The organism is Geitlerinema sp. PCC 9228 (assembly GCF_001870905.1).
Taxonomy (GTDB): domain Bacteria; phylum Cyanobacteriota; class Cyanobacteriia; order Cyanobacteriales; family PCC-9228; genus PCC-9228.
Genome location: NZ_LNDC01000195.1, coordinates 17856 through 35999 on the forward strand (window position 1 = coordinate 17856; position 18144 = coordinate 35999).

Genomic DNA, 18144 nt, shown 5'->3' on the forward strand with positions numbered 1-18144 from the left:
ATTCTATAGAGAAAAGATTTATGACAACTGCACCCGGCGATAGGTCTACGTGGGACACGAACAACCAAATCGGTAGTGCCAGCCCAAACACCGCTTCTCATAGCGATCGCACTGGCACCCCCCGCACTGCCCACAGCAGTGCTATTGAAGCTTCCGATCGCAGCATTATCGACATGACCCCAACCAACCCCAATAGCGAGTTTTCTCCTGGTTCGGTGCCCCCACCCAAAGAATCCAGCAGCAGTGCCCTCACCACCACCAAAGGCACCTTTTCCGACTTCTTGGCACCCTTGACCCAAGATACCTTCAAACAAGTGGTCAGCGACGTTGAGGAAAAACTCAAAGTCGTCAATCAAACCCTATCCATGCTGGATAACGTTCTGGGCAATCAAGGGTTTGACGAAATCCTCCAGGAAATGCTGCGCTCCATTACCCTCAAAACTGGAGAACTGCTGGGTGCCGATCGCACCACCATTTGGCTGTTGGATGAAGACCGCGACGAACTGTGGTCAATTGTCGCCAAAGGAGAAAACGGCAAACCCCTAGAACTGCGAATTCCATCCGACAAGGGCATATCCGGAGAAGTCGCCACCTTCAAGAAAACCGTCAACATTCCCTACGACTTTTACGACGATCCGCGCTCGGAAGCTGCCAAGGGATTCGACAAGAAAAACCACTACCGTACCTACACCATGCTCACCCTTCCCCTGCTCAACGATAACGGGGATTTGGTAGCCGTAGTGCAGCTGATTAACAAAATCAAAAAACTGGACCATCCCAACCAAGTCCCCCTCTCGGAGCGGGTAGACGTACAAGGATTCACCCAAGAAGACGAAAAACTCTTTGAAGAATTTGCCCCCTCCATTCGGCTGATACTCGAATCTTCCCGCTCTTTCTACAAAGCCATCCAACGCCAGCGAGCTGCCGAAGCCTTAATGGCTGCCATTCAATCCTTGAGCAAAAGCAGCCTCGACCTGCAAGAAACCCTCAAAAAAGTGATGGAAGAAGCCAGAAAGCTCATGAATGCAGCTCGCAGCACCCTCTGGCTCATCGACGAAGAAAAAAACGAACTGTGGACCCAAATCCAACTGGATGACGGTACCCCCAAAGAACTCCGAATTCCCCGCAATGCCGGTTTTGCCGGTCAAGTAGCCGCATCCGAAGAACCGTTGATTATTCCCTTCGACCTATACGACCATCCCGGCTCCCAAACCGCCAAACAAACCGACCAAGAAACTGGTTTTCGCACCTGCAGCCTGCTGTGCATGCCTGTCTTCAACGGCGACGGCGAACTCATTGGCGTTACCCAATTGGTAAACAAAATTAAACCCGGCGACCATCCCCCCTACGACCCCAAAGATTGGCCGCAAGCTCCGGAACGTTGGAAAGCCAGCTTCAACAAATCCGACATGGAGTTTATGAAAGCCTTTAACATCCAAGCCGGGGTGGCTTTGCAAAACGCCAAACTCTTCGCCACCGTCAAACAGCAGGAACAAATGCAGCGGGATATCCTGCGCAGTTTGACCGATGGGGTGATTTCTACCGACGACGACGGCGATGTGATTGCTGCCAATGAAAGTGCCAAACAGTTGCTCGGATATGAAGAAAGCGATCGCATTGACGGGTATCCCATCAGCAACTTACTGAAAATTCAAGAAGGGGATTTTGCCAACTGGCTCTCAGCCGCCTTGCACCCCAAAGACGATAAATCCCGCCAGCAATACTATCCCGAACAAACCCTGCTGGCACACAATTCCAAGGCCCAACACAGCATTAACCTATCTATTAATTCCATCGCCGATGCCAGCGATCCGGATAACGTCTACGGTGCCTTGGTGGTCATGGAAGACATCAGCGACGAAAAACGCCTCAAGAGCACTCTCTACCGCTACATGACCCAAGATGTCGCCGAAACCCTCCTCTCCAGCGGCGAACTCAAACTCGGCGGGGAACGACGGGAAGTATCGGTGCTGTTTTCCGATATCCGCAGCTACACCACCCTCACCGAAGGCATGCAAGCAGAAGAAGTGGTGGACATGCTCAACGAATATTTTGAATCCATGGTCGATGCGGTGCTCGCCAACAAAGGTACTTTGGATAAATATATTGGCGATGCGATTATGGCGGTCTTTGGGTCGCCGGTTCCCTTTGACGACCACGAATGGATGGCCGTGCAAACCGCCGTGGAAATGCGCCATCGCTTGGTGAAGTTCAATCAAAAGCAACAGGAAAACGGCAAGCAACCTATTCGCATTGGTATTGGCATTCACTCCGACGAAGTGGTCAGCGGCAACATTGGTTCCAGCAAACGCATGGAACTGACCTCCATCGGCGATGGCGTGAACTTGGCTTCCCGGTTGGAAGGGGCGAGCAAGCACTACGGCTGCGATATTATTATCAGCGAGAAAACGTACCAACCCTGTGCCGATAAAATTTACGTGCGGGAGCTGGATTATATTACTGTGAAAGGCAGGCACGAACCAGTGACAATTTACGAAGTGGTGGGCTTGCGATCGCAAACCCTCTCCGACGAAACCATGCGATTGGTGGATGCCTACCAACGCGGTCGGGATTTTTATCTCAACCGGCAGTTTGCCCGCGCCATGTCAGAATTTGGAACGGTCTTGGAACTGGATAAAAACAACAAAGCTGCCCAACTGCACTTGCAACGCTGCCAGCATTTCCTGCAAGAACCTCCGCCGGAAGATTGGGATGGCGTCTGGCGGCTGACGGAAAAATAAATCAGCATTTTGTTTGTTGTGTATGGAAGTGGACCCCCATGGAATTGAATCATTACCCAAAAAAAGAAACCGACCGCGGCGTGGTTGCGCCAGAAACAGCAGCTCGCTTGCAGCTGACGGTGAACCAAAAACCCAGTTCGATTTTGTTTTGCGATGTTTCCAGCTACCCCATCTTAAAAGAGAAATTGGGGGAAGCAGATGTGATGGGATTGCTTGCCCATTACTTTGAAGAACTGGCAGAGGTGGCTTTTGAGTACAAACAAACCTTTGCCAACGGTGTGGAATGTTTGTGTTTGGGCAATCGCACGATTTTGATTTTTGGCATGCCCGAAAGTTTGGAAGACCATGCCTGGCATGCAGTGAGGGCAGGCAACCATTTGCAACAAAAAGTGGCTCAGTTGAACGAACGCCAGCGCCGACAAAATCAACCGGAAGTGCAAATTGGTATGGGGATTCACTCGGAACGGCTGATTCGCCAAACCCAATCCAGCCGCAGCTGGATGAAATTGACGGCTATTGGCGATGGGGTGAATATTAGCCATTTTTTAGAAAAGATTAGCAAACAGTACGGTTGCGGGATGGTGCTCAGTACGGCAACTTACAAGCTATGTAGCGATCGCATTCAAACCCGGGAGTTGGATTTGATTCGCCTGCCGGGCAACGAGGAGGCAATGACCATTTACGAGTTTTTGGGATTTGCCGGCGACTCCCTTTCCCCCGAGCGCCAAAAAGTTTTGGGTCACTATCAAAAAGGGCGGGAATATTACCTCAACCGCCAATTTGCGATCGCCATGGGGGAATTTGCCACCGTCTTGGAACTAGACAGCCAAGACAAAGCTGCCGCCACCCAACTGGCGAGATGCCAGCAACTGCTGCGGGAACCCCCCGCCGAAAACTGGGATGGTGCTTGGGCGGTGGGCAGCTAAATGGCCTGCAACCGACGCGATCGTGTAGACTGGATGGGGTACGAATGGCGTTATCGCAGAAATTATGGGTAAACAGCGCGTTCTTTCTGGCGTTCAACCGACCGGAAATTTACATTTAGGCAACTATCTGGGAGCTATCCGCAACTGGGTAGAACGACAGTACGAATACGAAAATTTCTTTTGCGTGGTGGATTTGCACGCCATCACGGTGCCCCACGACCCAGCTCAACTCGCCGCCGATACCTACACCATTGCGGCACTGTACCTGGCATGCGGCATCGATTTGGAAAATTCTACCATTTTCGTACAATCCCATATCCCCGCCCACAGCGAGCTGACCTGGCTGCTGAACTGCCTGACTCCCCTGGCGTGGCTGGACGATATGGTGCAGTATAAAGAGAAAGCCCTCAAACAAGGGGAAAATGTTAATGCCGGGTTGTTGGATTATCCCGTGCTGATGGCGGCGGATATTTTGCTGTACGATGCCGATAAGGTACCGGTGGGGGAAGACCAAAAGCAGCATTTGGAACTGACCCGCGATATTGCTGCCCGTTTGAATTACCTATACGGCAACGGCGAGAATTCGGTATTGAAACTGCCAGAACCGGATATTCGCCAAGTGGGGGCACGGGTGATGAGTCTCACCGATGGCACGAAGAAAATGTCCAAATCTGAGCCGGCAGAAGGCAGTCGGATTAATTTGCTCGATTCTCCCGAGGCGATCCAGCGGAAAATCAAACGCTGCAAAACCGACCCCACCCGGGGATTGTGGTTTGACGACCCCGAACGCCCGGAATGTCACAATTTGCTGAGTTTGTACATGCTACTGTCGGGCAAAGATAAGGAAACGGTGGCGGCTGAATGCCAGGATATGGGTTGGGGGCAGTTTAAGCCTTTGCTAGCGGAAACTACGGTGGAAGCACTCAAACCCATTCAGCAAAAGTACCAGGAAATTGTTCGCGATCGCGGATATTTGGAATCGGTGTTGCGTCAAGGCAGGGAAAAAGCCGCTGCCATTGCCGAGCAAACCCTGCAACGGGTACGTGATGCTTTGGGATTCTCCCGTCCCCTATGAAAGGTTTCTTGCCCACAAATTGGTCGTTTTGGCAACCCTTTCCGGGTTGCCCTGGAGATGCCCGCAGCTTGTTGCCAATCAATGGGGATTTGTTGACATTTGATGATAATTTTTTTTTATATCATCTTCCTCGGAGGAATTTCGTGCTAGCAATAGACGATCGCGATGGGGTGATGGTGCGGCAGATTTCCCCATTTCCGGAGGCAAGAGGCAGGTTTTGGCGATCGCGTTTTTCCCCAGCCGGCTGAGCGTAGCGATCGCCAAAATAGCATTTAGGGGCGCATATCGGGATTGAGATTTTTAAACTATGCTTTTTTCTGCACCTTTTTCCTAGATAATCAAGAGTGTACTTTTGTGTAGTAAATAATAAGGAGTATCGCTATTACTCTTACACAAAATCCCACCGTTTGTACCCCTCTTTCTGGCTTCCGCGAAGCCGTGAAATCGGGGAAATTCCTCGTAACCGCTGAGATTACGCCCCCGAAAGGAGGCGATCCCAGCCATACCCTAGAACTGGCACAGAACCTGAAAAATCGCGTTCATGCCGTTAATATTACCGATGGCAGTCGCGCCGTCATGCGCATGTCGCCCCTGGCGGTTTCTGCCATTTTATTGCAATACGGTATCGAACCCGTTTGTCAGTTTGCCTGCCGCGATCGCAATCGCATTGGCTTGCAAGCCGACCTGACCGGTGCCTATGCATTGGGGATTCGCAATATTTTGGCTCTCACTGGCGACCCAGTCAAAGCCGGCGACCACCCCAAAGCCAAAGCCGTATTTGACATGGAATCGGTGCGTTTGCTGCACTTAATCGGCAAACTCAACCGCGGCGTCGATTTCCACAAAAATCCGATGCCAGATGGTGCAACCGACTTGTTTCCTGGTGCTGCCGTCGATCCCGAATCTCGGAGTTGGTCCGGTTTGCAGCGTCGTTTTGAACGCAAACTAGCGGCCGGCGCTCAATTTTTCCAAAGTCAGCTTATTTCTGATTTCGATCGTCTAGATAAATTCATGAATCAAATCGCCGCCGGCTGCAACAAGCCAATTTTGGCGGGTATCTTTCTCTTAAAATCTGCTAAAAATGCGCGTTTTATCAATAAAATGGTACCGGGCGTTCATATCAGTGAAGAAACCATAGAGCGTTTGGAAAAAGCCTCCGAACCCTTACAAGAAGGCATCAACATTGCCGCCGAACAAGTTCAAATGGCGCGGCAACTGTGCCACGGAGTGCACATTATGGCAGTGAAGCGAGAAGAACTCATCCCGCAAATTTTAGACCGCGCCGGTGTGCAGGCGGTGAAGTAGGTTCGGTTTTGGGGGGCTTGGTTTTGGGGGCGTACCGATGCCTCCATGCCCCCATGCCCAACGCTACCCCTCACCGCGAATTCGCTTGCGCAACAACAACCGCCGCGGTGGCTGAAAACACAAAAGGCGGGGCGAAAAATCCATACCTGCTAATTGATAGCCAATTTTCTCATATAGGGCACGAGCGCTTTGATTTTCTTCGAGAACGTGCAAGTAAATATCTGTAAATCCCCACCGCCAGGCCACGCGATCGCAAGCCAGCAATAGCTGACTAGCCACCCCGCAACGGCGAAACGTCGGTTTGACCGCCAAATTGGAAACGTATAAATAGGGGCCGCCGCGACTTTCCCAAGGGGAAGGCGTACGTTGGCTCATTTCCACCGTACCGGCAATTTGTTCCGGACCCCACTTCCCCACCCCCCCGCTACGATAGTGGGTACGAAGGGTGGCTGCCAAACAGACATAGTAGGGGGTATGGCCGCGCAAGCGCTGGCGCAAATCCTCGTAAATGCCCAACCGTACCAAGGGATAAATCAGCCCCCAAACCCCCGTTTGAGAATAAAAACCCACCGTCAGAATATCCGCTAGGGTGGGCGCATCTTGAAGGGAAGCGGAACGCACCAAAACGTGGGAATTCCCTAGCCGAACCGTGGTATTTTCAGAAAAAGTTTGCATGGCGGTGCCTAACAATCCCCAACATAGAACAAAAGCACAGAACCAATGGCAGTGGCGCGATACCGTTATCCGTTCGTGGCACACCAAACGCCGCAGCCGTAGAGCGAACAGACAAAATACCAACCCCCGCACAATGGGTTCTTTTGGTGTGGTTTGGGGAATCCTTTCCAGCCTTGGTTCCCATATTCCCCATCCATGCCTGTATTAGGATGATAGCAGCAGACCTTTGCGATCGGGGGCCCAAAGACCACCAAATTTTTCAGCGATCGCCGTAGAAATTCCTTTTCCCCATCGCCATCGTGGCTGTCTGTGCCTATCCATCCGAACCCCAAAAACAGACAACCCCTGATGGTTCGATCCAAATTTTTCCACTCAGGCCATGAATTCTTGCCCCACCAGAAAAAAATCAAAATACAATAAACAATAAGGATCGGGGTGCATGCGTGGAAAGTTCCCACCCAACACCAATCTATATCTGGAGAAAAAATCACCCAACTTTTGCCATTTCCTCCCCTCCCACCCCCAAAACTTTTCCCTCGCGATCGCAAGCAGCATCGTAGGCCATGGTGCTTTTGGCACCATAGCAAGGTAAATTGGTCTTATAGGGAAACCATTTCCATTTCCCATATGGGTGCGTGGCGCGAACAGCTACTGTGGAACCAGCAATCAATCGGGGAGACCATAAGCAACTGGTACGGTAGGAGCCATCAAACCAATCTCCCCCGTACCTGCCCCATAGCATAAATTGTGGGTCGTATTTCCCGGCAAGCAGCAGGAGAGCGGTGCATGAGCGTAGAAGCAACCAAATTCCCCAAAATCCTGATTGTGGATGACGAACCCGATCATCTAGATTTACTGTACCGCACGTTCTATCAAGAATACGAAGTCTTGCAAGCTCGTAGTGCCGCCTCCGCGCTAGAAATTTTAGCGTCGCGGGATGATATTGCCGTCATCATCACCGACCAACGCATGCCTCAGATGAGCGGCACGGAATTTCTCAGCATTACCGCCACCCAATACCCGGATGTCATTCGGATTATCATCACCGCCTACAGCGACGTGGAAGACCTCGTGGAGGCCATCAACAGCGGGCAAGTTTTTAAATACGTCACCAAACCCTGGAACGCCCAGGAACTAAAACAAGCGGTACGCCAAGCCGTAGAAACTCACAGCCTCCTGAAAAGGCGGACCCGGGAACTGCGGCGCACTCTGCGGCAAGAATCCCTCCTCAACGCCGTTACCAACACCATTCGCAGCGCCCTCAGCTACCGACAAATCCTACAAACCATTGTGGAAACCGTGGGGCAAATGTTTGAGGTGAGCTACTGCTTGCTGCGGCCGGTCTCCGACGAACAGGGTCACGAAGACCCCCTAATTTACACCTCCCGCAACTCCCACGCCCACAACCGCCACTCAAACGGCAGCAACAGCTATTCCCCCATTCCCATGGTTCCCGCCAGCCAAGCAGAACCGAAAACCGACGCCCAGAGCGAGCAACTTTTGAAAACCGTTTGGGAAACCCAAGATGTGATTGTTGCCAACGACGCCAGCAGCGACGAACGCATCCAAGCTTCCCCCGAACGCGCCCAAGCGTACCGAGACAACGACATTCGCTCCAGTTTGATTGTTCCCCTGTGCAGCCAGCAATACGGCAGACCCCAGGATTGGTCGGTACTGGCGGTGTTAGCCTTGCACCAATGCGGGGAAGAACGGGTCTGGCAAGACGACGAAATTCAGTTGGTGGTTATGGTGGCCGACCAGGCAGCTTTAACCCTCTCCCAAGCGCGCGCCTACGAACAGGTGAGGGCACTGGCACAGCGGGAAGCCCTCATCAATAGCATTACCAGTGCCATTCGCTCTAGCTTGGAACCGAGGGAAATTTTTGCGGCGATTACCGAGCAGTTGGGGCAGGCATTGCAGGTGGATGGCTGTGCCCTTTCCCTGTGGACTGCCGAAGACGAGTACGTGCAGTGCGTGGGTCTGTACGAACGGCAGCAAACCGAAACTTCGGACGAACACCAACCTATCCGCGAAACGGGAGAAAACACCACCGCCGGTTCCCCAGGTCGCGCTCAAGGTTTGCCCACTTCGCGGGTACCCATTACCGGCAATACCCTGTTGCAACAGTTATTGCAAACGCAAAAGCCAGTCGCCATCAACGATATTAACCACTATTCCGAAGAGGAAGTGTTTGACGCGCCGTTCCGGGTCTCGGCGAAAGCGTTGTTGGTGGTGCCGTTGCTGGTAGACGGTCAGATTATTGGTAGTATTTCCCTGCGTCAAGCCGACCGCAGCCGCCATTGGGTGGCTTCGGAAATCGACCTGGCGGAAGCTGTAGCCGCGCAAGCTGCGATCGCGGTACAACACGCCCGTTTGTATCAAAAAACCAAGCAACAAGCGGAACGATTGCTGGCTTTAGACCGACAAAAAACAGAATTTTTCCAAAATATTTCCCACGAATTCCGCACGCCGCTAACCTTGATGATGGGTCCGTTGGAGGCGGCTGCCAATAGCGAAACTGGCTTACCTCCAGAACAAGCTGCGATCGCTTTGCGCAATTCCCGCCGTCTGCTGCGCATGGTCAACCAGCTACTGGACTTACATAGATTAGATGCGGGTAAAATGCAGCCCCGTTTTCGTCCCTGTAGATTGGAAAATCTCCTGAGGCAAATTATCGATGCTTTCCATCCGTACTGCGAACGCAAAGGCTTAAACCTAAAAGCCAACCTACAAGAATGCCCCTCTGTCTACATTGACTTAGAAAAATTTGATAAAGTTCTATACAATCTCTTTTCCAACGCCATGAAATTCACTGCTTCGGGCGGAGAAATCGCCGTTGGTGCCAAACATGTGGGCGGCTACTGCTTGATTCAAATTGCCGATACGGGCATTGGCATTCCCCCCGACCAAATCCCCTACCTGTTCGACCGCTTTCGCCAGGGTGACAGTGCCACCGACCGGGCTTACGAAGGTAGCGGTTTGGGCTTGGCGGTGGCTAAAGAATTGGTGGAATTGCACGGCGGGCAAATTACTGTGGATTCGGTGGAAGGCGAAGGCAGTACTTTCACCATTTGGTTGCCCACTGGTTGCGCCCATTTGCCCCCAGAACAAGTGATTGAAGTGCCGGCGGAATCGGAAATTGCTGGGGCAGACGTAGAACTGGCGGATTTGGAAACGGAATTGCAAGACAGTGCCACCACCACCGATGCCAGTACTTCCCAAACCACCGAAATTCCCAATTGGGAAATTGCCCCAGAACTGGAGGACCCGGAACAGAAAAAAATCTTGTTTGTGGATGATAATGCCGATTTGCGTACCTATGTGGCCTCGATTCTGAAAGGGGAAGGCTATCAAGTGCTGCTGGCGCGCAATGGCGCGGAAGGCATCCAGGTTACCCACAACTACCATCCAGATTTGATTGTGGCGGATTTGATGATGCCGGTGGTGTCGGGGTTGGATATGATTTCCATGTTGCGGGAGGAAGAACGGTTTAAGGGAATTCCCATTGTGCTGCTGACGGCGAAGGTGAACGAAGATACCCGCATTGAAGGGGTGGAAAAAGGGGCGGATGCTTACTTGTCGAAACCGTTTAACGATCGCGAGTTGCTGGCGGAGGTGCGCAATTTGCTATCGTTGAAGGAGAACGAACGTCGGGTGGCACAGCTAAATCGCTACCTCACGGAATCGGTGTTGCGACGGTTTTTGCCCCCTTCCATGGTGGAAAAAGCGGCTACCGGGGAATTGTCTCTGGATCTGCGCCCGGAACCGCGTTTGATTACCATTTTGTTTAGCGATATTGTAGGATTTACGGAGCTGGCCAACAATTTGCGATCGCGCCGGGTGGCACAAGTTCTCAACGAATATTTGGCAGAAATGACGGCAGCGGTGTTCCAACAGGGCGGTACGGTGGATAAATTTGTCGGCGATGCGGTGATGGCGCTATATGGTGCCCCGGAAGACCTCACCCCCAACGAACAAATTCACCGTGCCATTGAGTCTGCCCGGCAAATGCACCGTTCCCTAGCCGAACTCAACCGACGCTGGCGCGCGGAAGGTCTGCCCCAGGTGCGCTTCCGCTGCGGCATCCACCAAGGAACGGCGGTGGTGGGCATGTTTGGCGGTACGGAACGTTCCGATTATACCGCGATCGGTCCCAGCGTGAATATTGCGGCCCGTTTGCAAGAAGCGGCGGACCCGGATGCCATTTTGGTATCGGCGGCAGTGGCCGATTATTTGGAAGATGATGAAATTACCAAGTTCCGTTCCTTAAAATTGAAGGGCTTGGACGAAACCGTACTGGCTTTTACGGTGACCCCCACAGACAAAAACGCCAATCCCCATGAGGAGGCAAGTTAACAAAATTATATTTCTGTAACAATACCTAAAAAAACGTAAAGAAACCTATGAAAGAAGCCCGGGCTTTTTTCACTTTCCCCTGCGATCGCTTATACTTTTCATAAGGAAAGCTACTATACAAAACCAAAAGATATGCGGTCAGGTTCGATTCTGCAAAAACTAGCGGCAGCCCATCAAAACGGAGATGGCAACTATCCCCATACACCTTTGCAGTACGGGGTATACTACAAAAATACGCTCATTGCCCTGTGCCACGCCCTGGAAGACAGCATTTTAGAATTGGAAGAGGAACCGATTGTGCTGGCGGCCTTCCAACAGGGGAAATGGTACATGCAAGAGGCAGAACGCTACCAGCAATTAGCTGCTAAGTCTCAAAACATTACCATTTTGGCCCAACCAGAGGCTGGTTTTGCTGAAGGGGCTAGCAAAAACGATAACGTTACCCTGGTTCCCATTGAACCCGAGGATCCGGTAGCCCACGAATGGCACTTAATTATCCTCTCGCCTAGCTACACCGCCATGGTTTTGTGCCAAGAACTTCCACCGGAGGAATACAGCGAAGACGACAAGCCGCACTCGGATCTGGAACGAAAATTTTACGGGTTTTGGACCTTTGAACCGCATTTGGTCTTGGAAGCCATGGAACTGGCGATCGCCCATACCGGTCGCTACCAACCACAATTGCAAAGTTTTCTCAACGAAAAAGTAGCCCCCTACCGCCAGCACACCAAACGCTTTGCCCCCAGCCCAGATTTTATCTGTACCGTCGTCGGTCGGGTGGTAGATTACCTGCGCCACCACGAATCCAGCTTTGGTTTCCCCGAATCCAACGTATCCAAAGCCCATCAAGATGCCTTGCAGCAAAACCTGGTCGCCAACGAACTGCAATCTTTTTTGCGGATGGCACAACTCATCGACGAGTTCGACCCGGTAAATCCCCAAGCTGCCAACGAAACCAGCGTTTTGACAGAAATGATGGGACAATTGCTGGATTTGCCCGCCTGGCAGGTCAAACGACTGCGTTTGGCAGCTTTGCTGCATCGTTTGAGCCCTTTAAGCCTGTTAGGTGCTACCGACGCCACTGATGCCCCCAGCTGCCCCATTCCTTCCGGTGCCCAAGTACTGCGAAAAATGCCACGGCTGCAAGCCATTGCTAAAATTATCAACCATCAAAGCGAACGTTGGGACGGTCAGGGGCAACCCGGTCACCTGTCAGGAGAAGAAATTCCCCTGGAATCGCGGATTTTGGGTTTGGTGGTAGCTTTCCAACAGCGCTTCAATCACTTGCGCAGTACCCAAGGAGAAACCCTCTCGGAGGCGGAATGTGCTGCCCGTAGTTTCGCTGAGTGCGAGGCAGAATCCGAAAAACGCTGGGACCCCAATTTGGTGCAACTGCTGTCGTTGCTTGTCAAAGGATTGCAGCAAGGTTTAAACTTACCGACAACGCCTTTCCACTTACAAACCGGTATGTGGCTGATGGAGGGGTCCATGCCCCAGCAAAGCAATGTCATTTCCGAGCGAACATAACTTATGGATATAGAAGCAATTCGCGCTGGTGAAATTAAGGATTTGTCCGGCTGCGATTTAGAAGAAACAGATTTATCTGGTCTCGACTTACGCCACGTACGTTTGGCGGGTGCCAATTTGGTGGGTGCCAATCTCAGCAATGCCAACTTAGAACGCGCTCAGTTGGATGGTGCGAATTTAATTGGTGTCCGCCTGATGGGGGCTGACTTACGTGCTAATTTCCTCGGTGCCAATTTGATGCAAGCCGATTTGAGTGGTGCCGATATGCGGGGTGGTAATTTTCGCGGTGCCAATTTGATGGCTGCCAATTTAGAGAAAGGGAGTTTGTTTGGTGCTTTTCTCAGCGGCAGCAATTTGATGAGTGCGAACTTGCGCGGGGTAGACTTGCGCGGTGCCGATATGCGTGGTGCTAATCTCAGCAGTGCCAATTTGAAAGGTGCGGATTTGAATACGGCGGAGTTGGAAGGGGCCATTTTTACGGAAAGCAATTTAGAGGAAGCCAACCTGTACGGCACCAATTTGTCTGGGGTGAATTTTACCAGTGCGAATTTGCTCTGTGCGGATTTGCACCAGGCAACTTTGAATGGCACGATTTTGACCGGTGCTTGCATTGAGGGAACGGTGTTGGACGAGCAGCGATCGCTAGGTTAAGTTAAGTTTTGTAAAGATGACCGCGATCGCGCCTAAAAACAACAATCCCACAACGCCAGCTAAAGGATTGCCGTGGATGCCGGTTAGCCAAGGGGGAACCGTTTGTGAGAATTGCACCAAATGGCCCACATTGATGGCATAGTATCCCCACACAAAACCGGCATGCAATCCTATAGGCAACCACAGCCTGCCGCCAGTAGCGCGTTTGGCTAAGATTAGGGTTATCCCCAATAAAAACAAACCGGCAAATTCGGGTAGGGTTTGTAGAATTTGTTGCAGGGGTTTGAGATAGTGTAGCAGGGCAAAAATGCCCGCATTGAGAAACCAAGCCAATCGGGGAAAATAATCCCGTTGCAGTTCTGCCAGCAGCCATCCCCGAAAAAACAATTCCTCAGCAAAGCCAATCCCCACAGCAACCAGCAACCCTTCTACAAGAATTTGCCCAAACCCCGCCCGCAGCGGTTGCCAAACCAGCCATCCCCAGCTAGCTTGTAGGGAATAGAGAGCAAAAAGACTACCAAAAGCGATCGCGACGCCCAAACCCATTTCCATACCATATTTGGTAAAATTTGTCAAGCCAAACCCCACCAAAGGATATGGTTGTTGGTAAACCTGCCGTTCCCACCATCGCACCAACCATAAAAATTCCCCGTACAAAAAGCTCAAAGCAAGAATACTTGCCCAATTGGCATCAGCAACCAGCAAGTAAACCGGCAGCGCCACCGGCAGCCACAGACACAGCAATAAAAAAATAAAGAACCCCAGGCGAACTGGGGCAGAAAACCGACGAATGCGAGTTAGGCGTTGGGCGTGCAAACCGTGAAATCCCCTATTCTTCCGGTTCGATGGTACTGGTCAAACCGTGGGTACGCAAGGTTTCGCTGTAAAATTCTGCATGTTCCAGTTCGCAAACAATCACCAAAGCCATCCCATTGGTATGTGCCTCCATCATGATGTTCACCGCTTGGGGTTGGGTAATATTAGGAACAGTTTTCATCAACGTTTGCACAACATACTCCATAGAGTTAACGTCGTCGTTGTGTAGCAAAACGCGGTAGCGCGGGGCATGTTTTTGGGAAGTCGAGCGTTTTTCTACAGTTTGTACCGACATAATTATTCGCCCTCCTGATAGCGAGTTTGCTTGGGTGGACATGGAAAAATTATCATAAAAGAATTTATTGGCTTGTCCGCAACCAACTTGTGGAACAGGCCTTTTTTTTAGAATCATGATATAGTTTAACGAATTTTTTAGGATGTGCCATCATTCGTCTTTGAATCTTATCGTTTGTGGAATCTTATGTGTCGTATTCTGGGATATATGGGCAGTCCCATTTCCATGGAGAAACTGCTGTACGAACCACCGCACTCGCTGGTGGTACAAAGCCATTCCCCCAAGGAAATGACCTCTGGGGTTGCCAATGCCGACGGTTTTGGGGTGGGTTGGTACCACGCCAGCCGGGATACCGAACCGTTTACCTACAAGCATACTTTACCCATTTGGAGCGATGTAAATTTGCCTTCGGTGAGTCGGTATGTAGAATCGGGCAATATATTGGGATGCGTTCGCAGTGCTACTGAAGGGCAACCCGTGGATATGAGCAATTGCCAGCCATTTCGCTACCAGCAGTTGATGGGAGTCCACAACGGGTTTGTCAAACAATTTCGCCAAACCTTGTTTCGCCCTTTGCGCGATCGCTTGGCAGATGATATCTATCAGAACTTAAATGGTACCACCGATTCGGAGCATATGTTTGCTCTGTTCGCGCAAAAATATCAAGACAGCGGTGGTTCCCTCAGCCAAGCCATGGAACGAACCCTCAGCATTCTGGGGGAAATGGCAGAACGCTACAACACCCGCCTCGCCGCCAATTTGGTAGTCAGCGATGGGAAAAATGTCATGGCCTCTCGCTTTGCGAGTTCATCGCCGGTACCATCGTTGTATTGGATCCAAAATAGCGATCGCTTTCCCAATAGTATCGCGATCGCATCGGAACCGCTATTTCCAGGCAACTGGAAACCCTTTGGCGAACGCAGTATGCTACATGTAGGAGAAAACCTTGCTCTCGACTACACCGAACTGTAGAGAACAAATCCAACAAGCACTACAACAGTGTCGCCAGCGCACATTAGAGCAGTTTGACCTATCGACGATACCGCCTTATGCCACCAACCCCATCCCGAATTTAGTCCCATCGGCTGGCATTTGGGGCATATTGCCTATACCGAAGACCTGTGGCTGCTGCAAACCTGCGCTGGCTTGCCCCCCGTATTTCCCCAATACCACCAACTGTTTTCTGCAGAAACCTCTCCCAAACAAGAACGGGTGAATTTGCCCTCGCGCGGCGAAATTCGCCAATATCTCGATAAAGTTCGCGAGGCAGTTTGGGAATATTTGGACGTAGCGCCTCTAGAACACGAAGAACGCCTGTGGCGGTTTATTTTGCAACACGAAAGCCAGCACAGCGAAACCATGGCGCTGGTAGAAAAACTGCTGCAACTGCCCGATATTCCCACGGAAAACGCCGCCATTGCCATTGCTGCTGCCAATCGTTCTGACGATATGGTGAAAATTCCCGCTGGTAGATTTTGCCGGGGAAACAACGGCATGGAGGCATTGGATAACGAACGTCCGGGTCATTGGTGTTTTGTACCCACCTATTGGATCGACCGCTATCCCGTTACCTGTGGCGAATACCAACAGTTTATCGCAGCAGGCGGCTACGAAGACCCCCAATGGTGGACGCCGGCAGGTTGGAAATGGGTGCAAAAACAATCCCGCCGCCAGCCTTTGTACTGGCATTTGCAAAGTGAGAAACCCGACCATCCCGTTTGCGGTGTGAGTTGGTTTGAAGCCACCGCCTATGCCAACTTTGTGGGTAAGCGTTTGCCCACAGAAATCGAATGGGAAAAAGCCGCCAGGGGTCATCCCGATGGCGAAACCCGCCGTTTGTATCCCTGGGGAGATGCCTTTCCCGATGCCACCCGCAGCAACCACGACGGGTATGTGGGAACCACCACGCCAGTAGATGCCTATCCCGAAGGCGCTAGTGCCTATGGGGTTTACGACATGCTGGGCAATGTTTGGGAATGGACTTCATCCCTGTTTGATGGGTATGAAGGATTTGAATTTTATCCCTATCCCGGCTATTCCCAGCAGTATTTCGACGGACAGCACTATGTTATGCGCGGGGGAAGTTGGGCAACGCGCCCTTGGGTCTTGCGTTCTAGCTTCCGCAACTGGTATTATCCCCACATCCGCGAAATTTTTGTTGGCTTTCGGCTAGCAAGCAGCGGATAATTAAGAATGGAGAAGATGGGGAAGTTCTCTCGGGGGTAGCCTTCTGTGGGCTACCCTTTCTCTTGGGTGATGCTTTGCTGTGTTTTTTTTGTGTATTTACCGCCACGCTTTTTGCTAATCCATCCAATCGGTTAGATCGCCAGAATTTTGGTTGTTCTGATTTTTCGGAGCCAAGGCAGCGTATTGGGAACCTCGATCGCTCCCTGACTTGCGTGGAAAGGGTTGCCCTGGGCGTCGCGGGCGTTGCAGCGATTTGCTTTGCAACTGTTCCAGTTGTTGGTTCAGTTCGTTATTTTTCTCTTGGGTGCTTTCTAGTTCTTGTTGTAGGTCTTGGATTTGTTGGTTGAGCTGGTCGTTTTCTTCGGTGAGGTGAACGGCGGCTTGCTTAGCTTCTTCAAATTTGGATTTCCAGCGATCGCTTTCTTGAGTTTTTTGCTGTAACTGTTCGGCTTCTTGGTTTTTCTTATCGAGCTTATCTTCCAAATCAACTTTGGTTTTCCAAGCAGAATCTAAATCCGATCGCAATTTTTTTGTAAGTTCCCGTTCTTGTTCCAGTTCTTGTTTTAAATCTGCGATCGCTTCTTGCAACTGGGCAATTTGGTTGGATTCGTCGTTGTTGTTTTCCGCTGTCTGTTCGGTAGAAGCTTCTACATCCGCTGGATCGGATTTCGACTGAGGATTTTTACCAGCCTCTTCGCGCAACATATCTGCCAAACGTTTTTGTGCCATGATTGTTTAGGGGGAATAACACCAAGAATATCACTTCCATACTATCAAGTTCTTTCCCCCCTTGTAGGAGTGCTTCGCGAAGCCCCCTGGCGCAATTGCAAATCCCGGCAAATCTCGTCGGCAACCCGGCGGTAGTCGGAAGCGGCTTCTTGGGCTTTTTTACCCCGCAGTTGGTCGATGGCAACCCCATTCAAGGCGGCTTGTTCGTGGGCTTTGTAGGCGCGAACGAAGGCATGGAAGGCGGGAATGCCCATTTCTTGCAGGGTATTTTGTGCTTCCAAGGCTTCTCGCAAGCTGCGGGTATCGACGCGGGTTAGCAAAACCCGATGGGAAACGTCTGTTGGGGTAACCGATTGACGAACGGTATCGATTAACGCGGCTAAATCCATGGGGGCTGGCGGGGTGGGCAAAATCAGATAGTCGGCGTGGGTGAGAACTGCTGCCAAACTATCGGCGTTGAGGGCGGGTGGGGTATCCACGACAATGAGTTCGTAGTCGGATATCTGCCGCAGTTTGCCCAACAGTTGCGGGTCTTGTTCGGAAGCAACATCAAATCCTATATCCTGGGAATTGCGATCGCACCACCAAGCAGCCGAACCTTGCGGGTCGGTATCGACAAGCAACAGGGAATAATTGCCGGCAAGAATAGCAGCGACATTGACGGCAGTGGTGGTTTTGCCAACGCCGCCTTTGCCGTTCATGGTAACGAGAATTTTGGGATGGGAATTTGATGGTTGCTTTCCCTGACTGTTGGTTTCAATCATGTCGAGAACTTATGTGAGGTTTTGTAGGGTGGGCACTGCCCACCCTACTGGTTTTCTCAATGGATACTAGCAAAATCCTAACCATTTCCTAACTGTT

The 18144-nt window shown here is 51.3% G+C and carries 14 protein-coding genes; 9 read left to right on the forward strand and 5 right to left on the reverse strand.

The window, feature by feature from the left end; genetic code table 11:
• Nucleotides 1–20 precede the first annotated feature (20 nt).
• The 4 genes from AS151_RS20170 (at nucleotide 21) to AS151_RS20190 (ending at nucleotide 6047) form a co-directional block, all read left to right on the forward strand.
• Nucleotides 21–2741, forward strand: a complete 2721-nt coding sequence (locus AS151_RS20170) for an adenylate/guanylate cyclase domain-containing protein (protein WP_084639820.1) — start codon at nucleotides 21–23, stop codon at nucleotides 2739–2741.
• Between the two features lie 38 nt (nucleotides 2742–2779).
• Entirely contained in the window at nucleotides 2780–3667 is an 888-nt protein-coding gene (locus tag AS151_RS20175) for an adenylate/guanylate cyclase domain-containing protein (protein WP_084639822.1), read from the forward strand.
• Nucleotides 3668–3731: 64 nt separating this feature from the next.
• Nucleotides 3732–4742, forward strand: a complete 1011-nt coding sequence (gene trpS / locus AS151_RS20180; RefSeq protein ID WP_071518867.1) for a tryptophan--tRNA ligase — start codon at nucleotides 3732–3734, stop codon at nucleotides 4740–4742.
• Nucleotides 4743–5180: 438 nt separating this feature from the next.
• On the forward strand, nucleotides 5181–6047 hold the full coding sequence (locus AS151_RS20190) for a methylenetetrahydrofolate reductase (protein ID WP_343327449.1): 867 nt from the start codon (nucleotides 5181–5183) through the stop codon (nucleotides 6045–6047).
• Between the two features lie 63 nt (nucleotides 6048–6110).
• Here the strand turns inward: AS151_RS20190 and AS151_RS20195 are convergent, their stop codons facing one another.
• Nucleotides 6111–6854: an N-acetyltransferase gene (locus tag AS151_RS20195; protein ID WP_244533091.1), complete on the reverse strand. Its 744-nt coding sequence runs from the start codon at nucleotides 6852–6854 to the stop codon at nucleotides 6111–6113.
• A gap of 654 nt (nucleotides 6855–7508) precedes the next feature.
• Between AS151_RS20195 and AS151_RS20210 the strand changes: the two genes are divergently transcribed.
• The 3 genes from AS151_RS20210 to AS151_RS20220 all read left to right on the forward strand — a co-directional run bounded on the left by AS151_RS20210 (nucleotide 7509) and on the right by AS151_RS20220 (nucleotide 13256).
• Nucleotides 7509–11078 (forward strand): response regulator, encoded by a 3570-nt coding sequence (locus AS151_RS20210; protein ID WP_071518873.1) that lies wholly within the window; start codon nucleotides 7509–7511, stop codon nucleotides 11076–11078.
• A gap of 132 nt (nucleotides 11079–11210) precedes the next feature.
• Nucleotides 11211–12605, forward strand: coding sequence for a DICT sensory domain-containing protein (locus AS151_RS20215; protein WP_071518874.1), 1395 nt, complete (start codon nucleotides 11211–11213; stop codon nucleotides 12603–12605).
• A gap of 3 nt (nucleotides 12606–12608) precedes the next feature.
• A complete protein-coding gene (locus tag AS151_RS20220) occupies nucleotides 12609–13256 on the forward strand; it encodes a pentapeptide repeat-containing protein (protein ID WP_071518875.1) in 648 nt (215 codons plus the stop codon).
• Here the strand turns inward: AS151_RS20220 and AS151_RS20225 are convergent.
• Together AS151_RS20225 and clpS are read right to left on the reverse strand one after the other, a co-directional pair.
• The gene (locus AS151_RS20225) at nucleotides 13248–14072 is read right to left on the reverse strand and encodes a type II CAAX endopeptidase family protein (RefSeq protein ID WP_071518876.1); all 825 of its coding nucleotides are present in this window, start codon (nucleotides 14070–14072) and stop codon (nucleotides 13248–13250) included. The two genes, AS151_RS20220 and AS151_RS20225, sit on opposite strands and share 9 nt — an antisense overlap.
• Nucleotides 14073–14085: 13 nt before the next feature.
• Nucleotides 14086–14367, reverse strand: coding sequence for an ATP-dependent Clp protease adapter ClpS (gene clpS, locus AS151_RS20230; RefSeq protein WP_071518877.1), 282 nt, complete (start codon nucleotides 14365–14367; stop codon nucleotides 14086–14088).
• Between the two features lie 186 nt (nucleotides 14368–14553).
• Here clpS and egtC point away from each other — a divergent pair, with 186 nt between their 5' ends.
• Both egtC and AS151_RS20240 read left to right on the forward strand, forming a co-directional pair.
• Nucleotides 14554–15339, forward strand: coding sequence for an ergothioneine biosynthesis protein EgtC (gene egtC / locus AS151_RS20235; protein ID WP_071518878.1), 786 nt, complete (start codon nucleotides 14554–14556; stop codon nucleotides 15337–15339).
• Nucleotides 15340–15459: 120 nt separating this feature from the next.
• Complete coding sequence (locus AS151_RS20240) at nucleotides 15460–16554, forward strand: SUMF1/EgtB/PvdO family nonheme iron enzyme (protein WP_343327450.1); 1095 nt, start codon at nucleotides 15460–15462, stop codon at nucleotides 16552–16554.
• Nucleotides 16555–16668: 114 nt separating this feature from the next.
• Here the strand turns inward: AS151_RS20240 and AS151_RS20245 are convergent, their stop codons facing one another.
• Both AS151_RS20245 and AS151_RS20250 read right to left on the reverse strand, forming a co-directional pair.
• Nucleotides 16669–17283 carry a hypothetical protein gene (locus AS151_RS20245; RefSeq protein WP_071518879.1) on the reverse strand — a complete coding sequence of 205 codons (615 nt, stop codon included), beginning with the start codon at nucleotides 17281–17283 and terminating at the stop codon, nucleotides 16669–16671.
• Nucleotides 17284–17327: 44 nt separating this feature from the next.
• Complete coding sequence (locus AS151_RS20250) at nucleotides 17328–18047, reverse strand: ParA family protein (protein WP_071518880.1); 720 nt, start codon at nucleotides 18045–18047, stop codon at nucleotides 17328–17330.
• Between the last annotated feature and the right edge of the window lie 97 nt (nucleotides 18048–18144).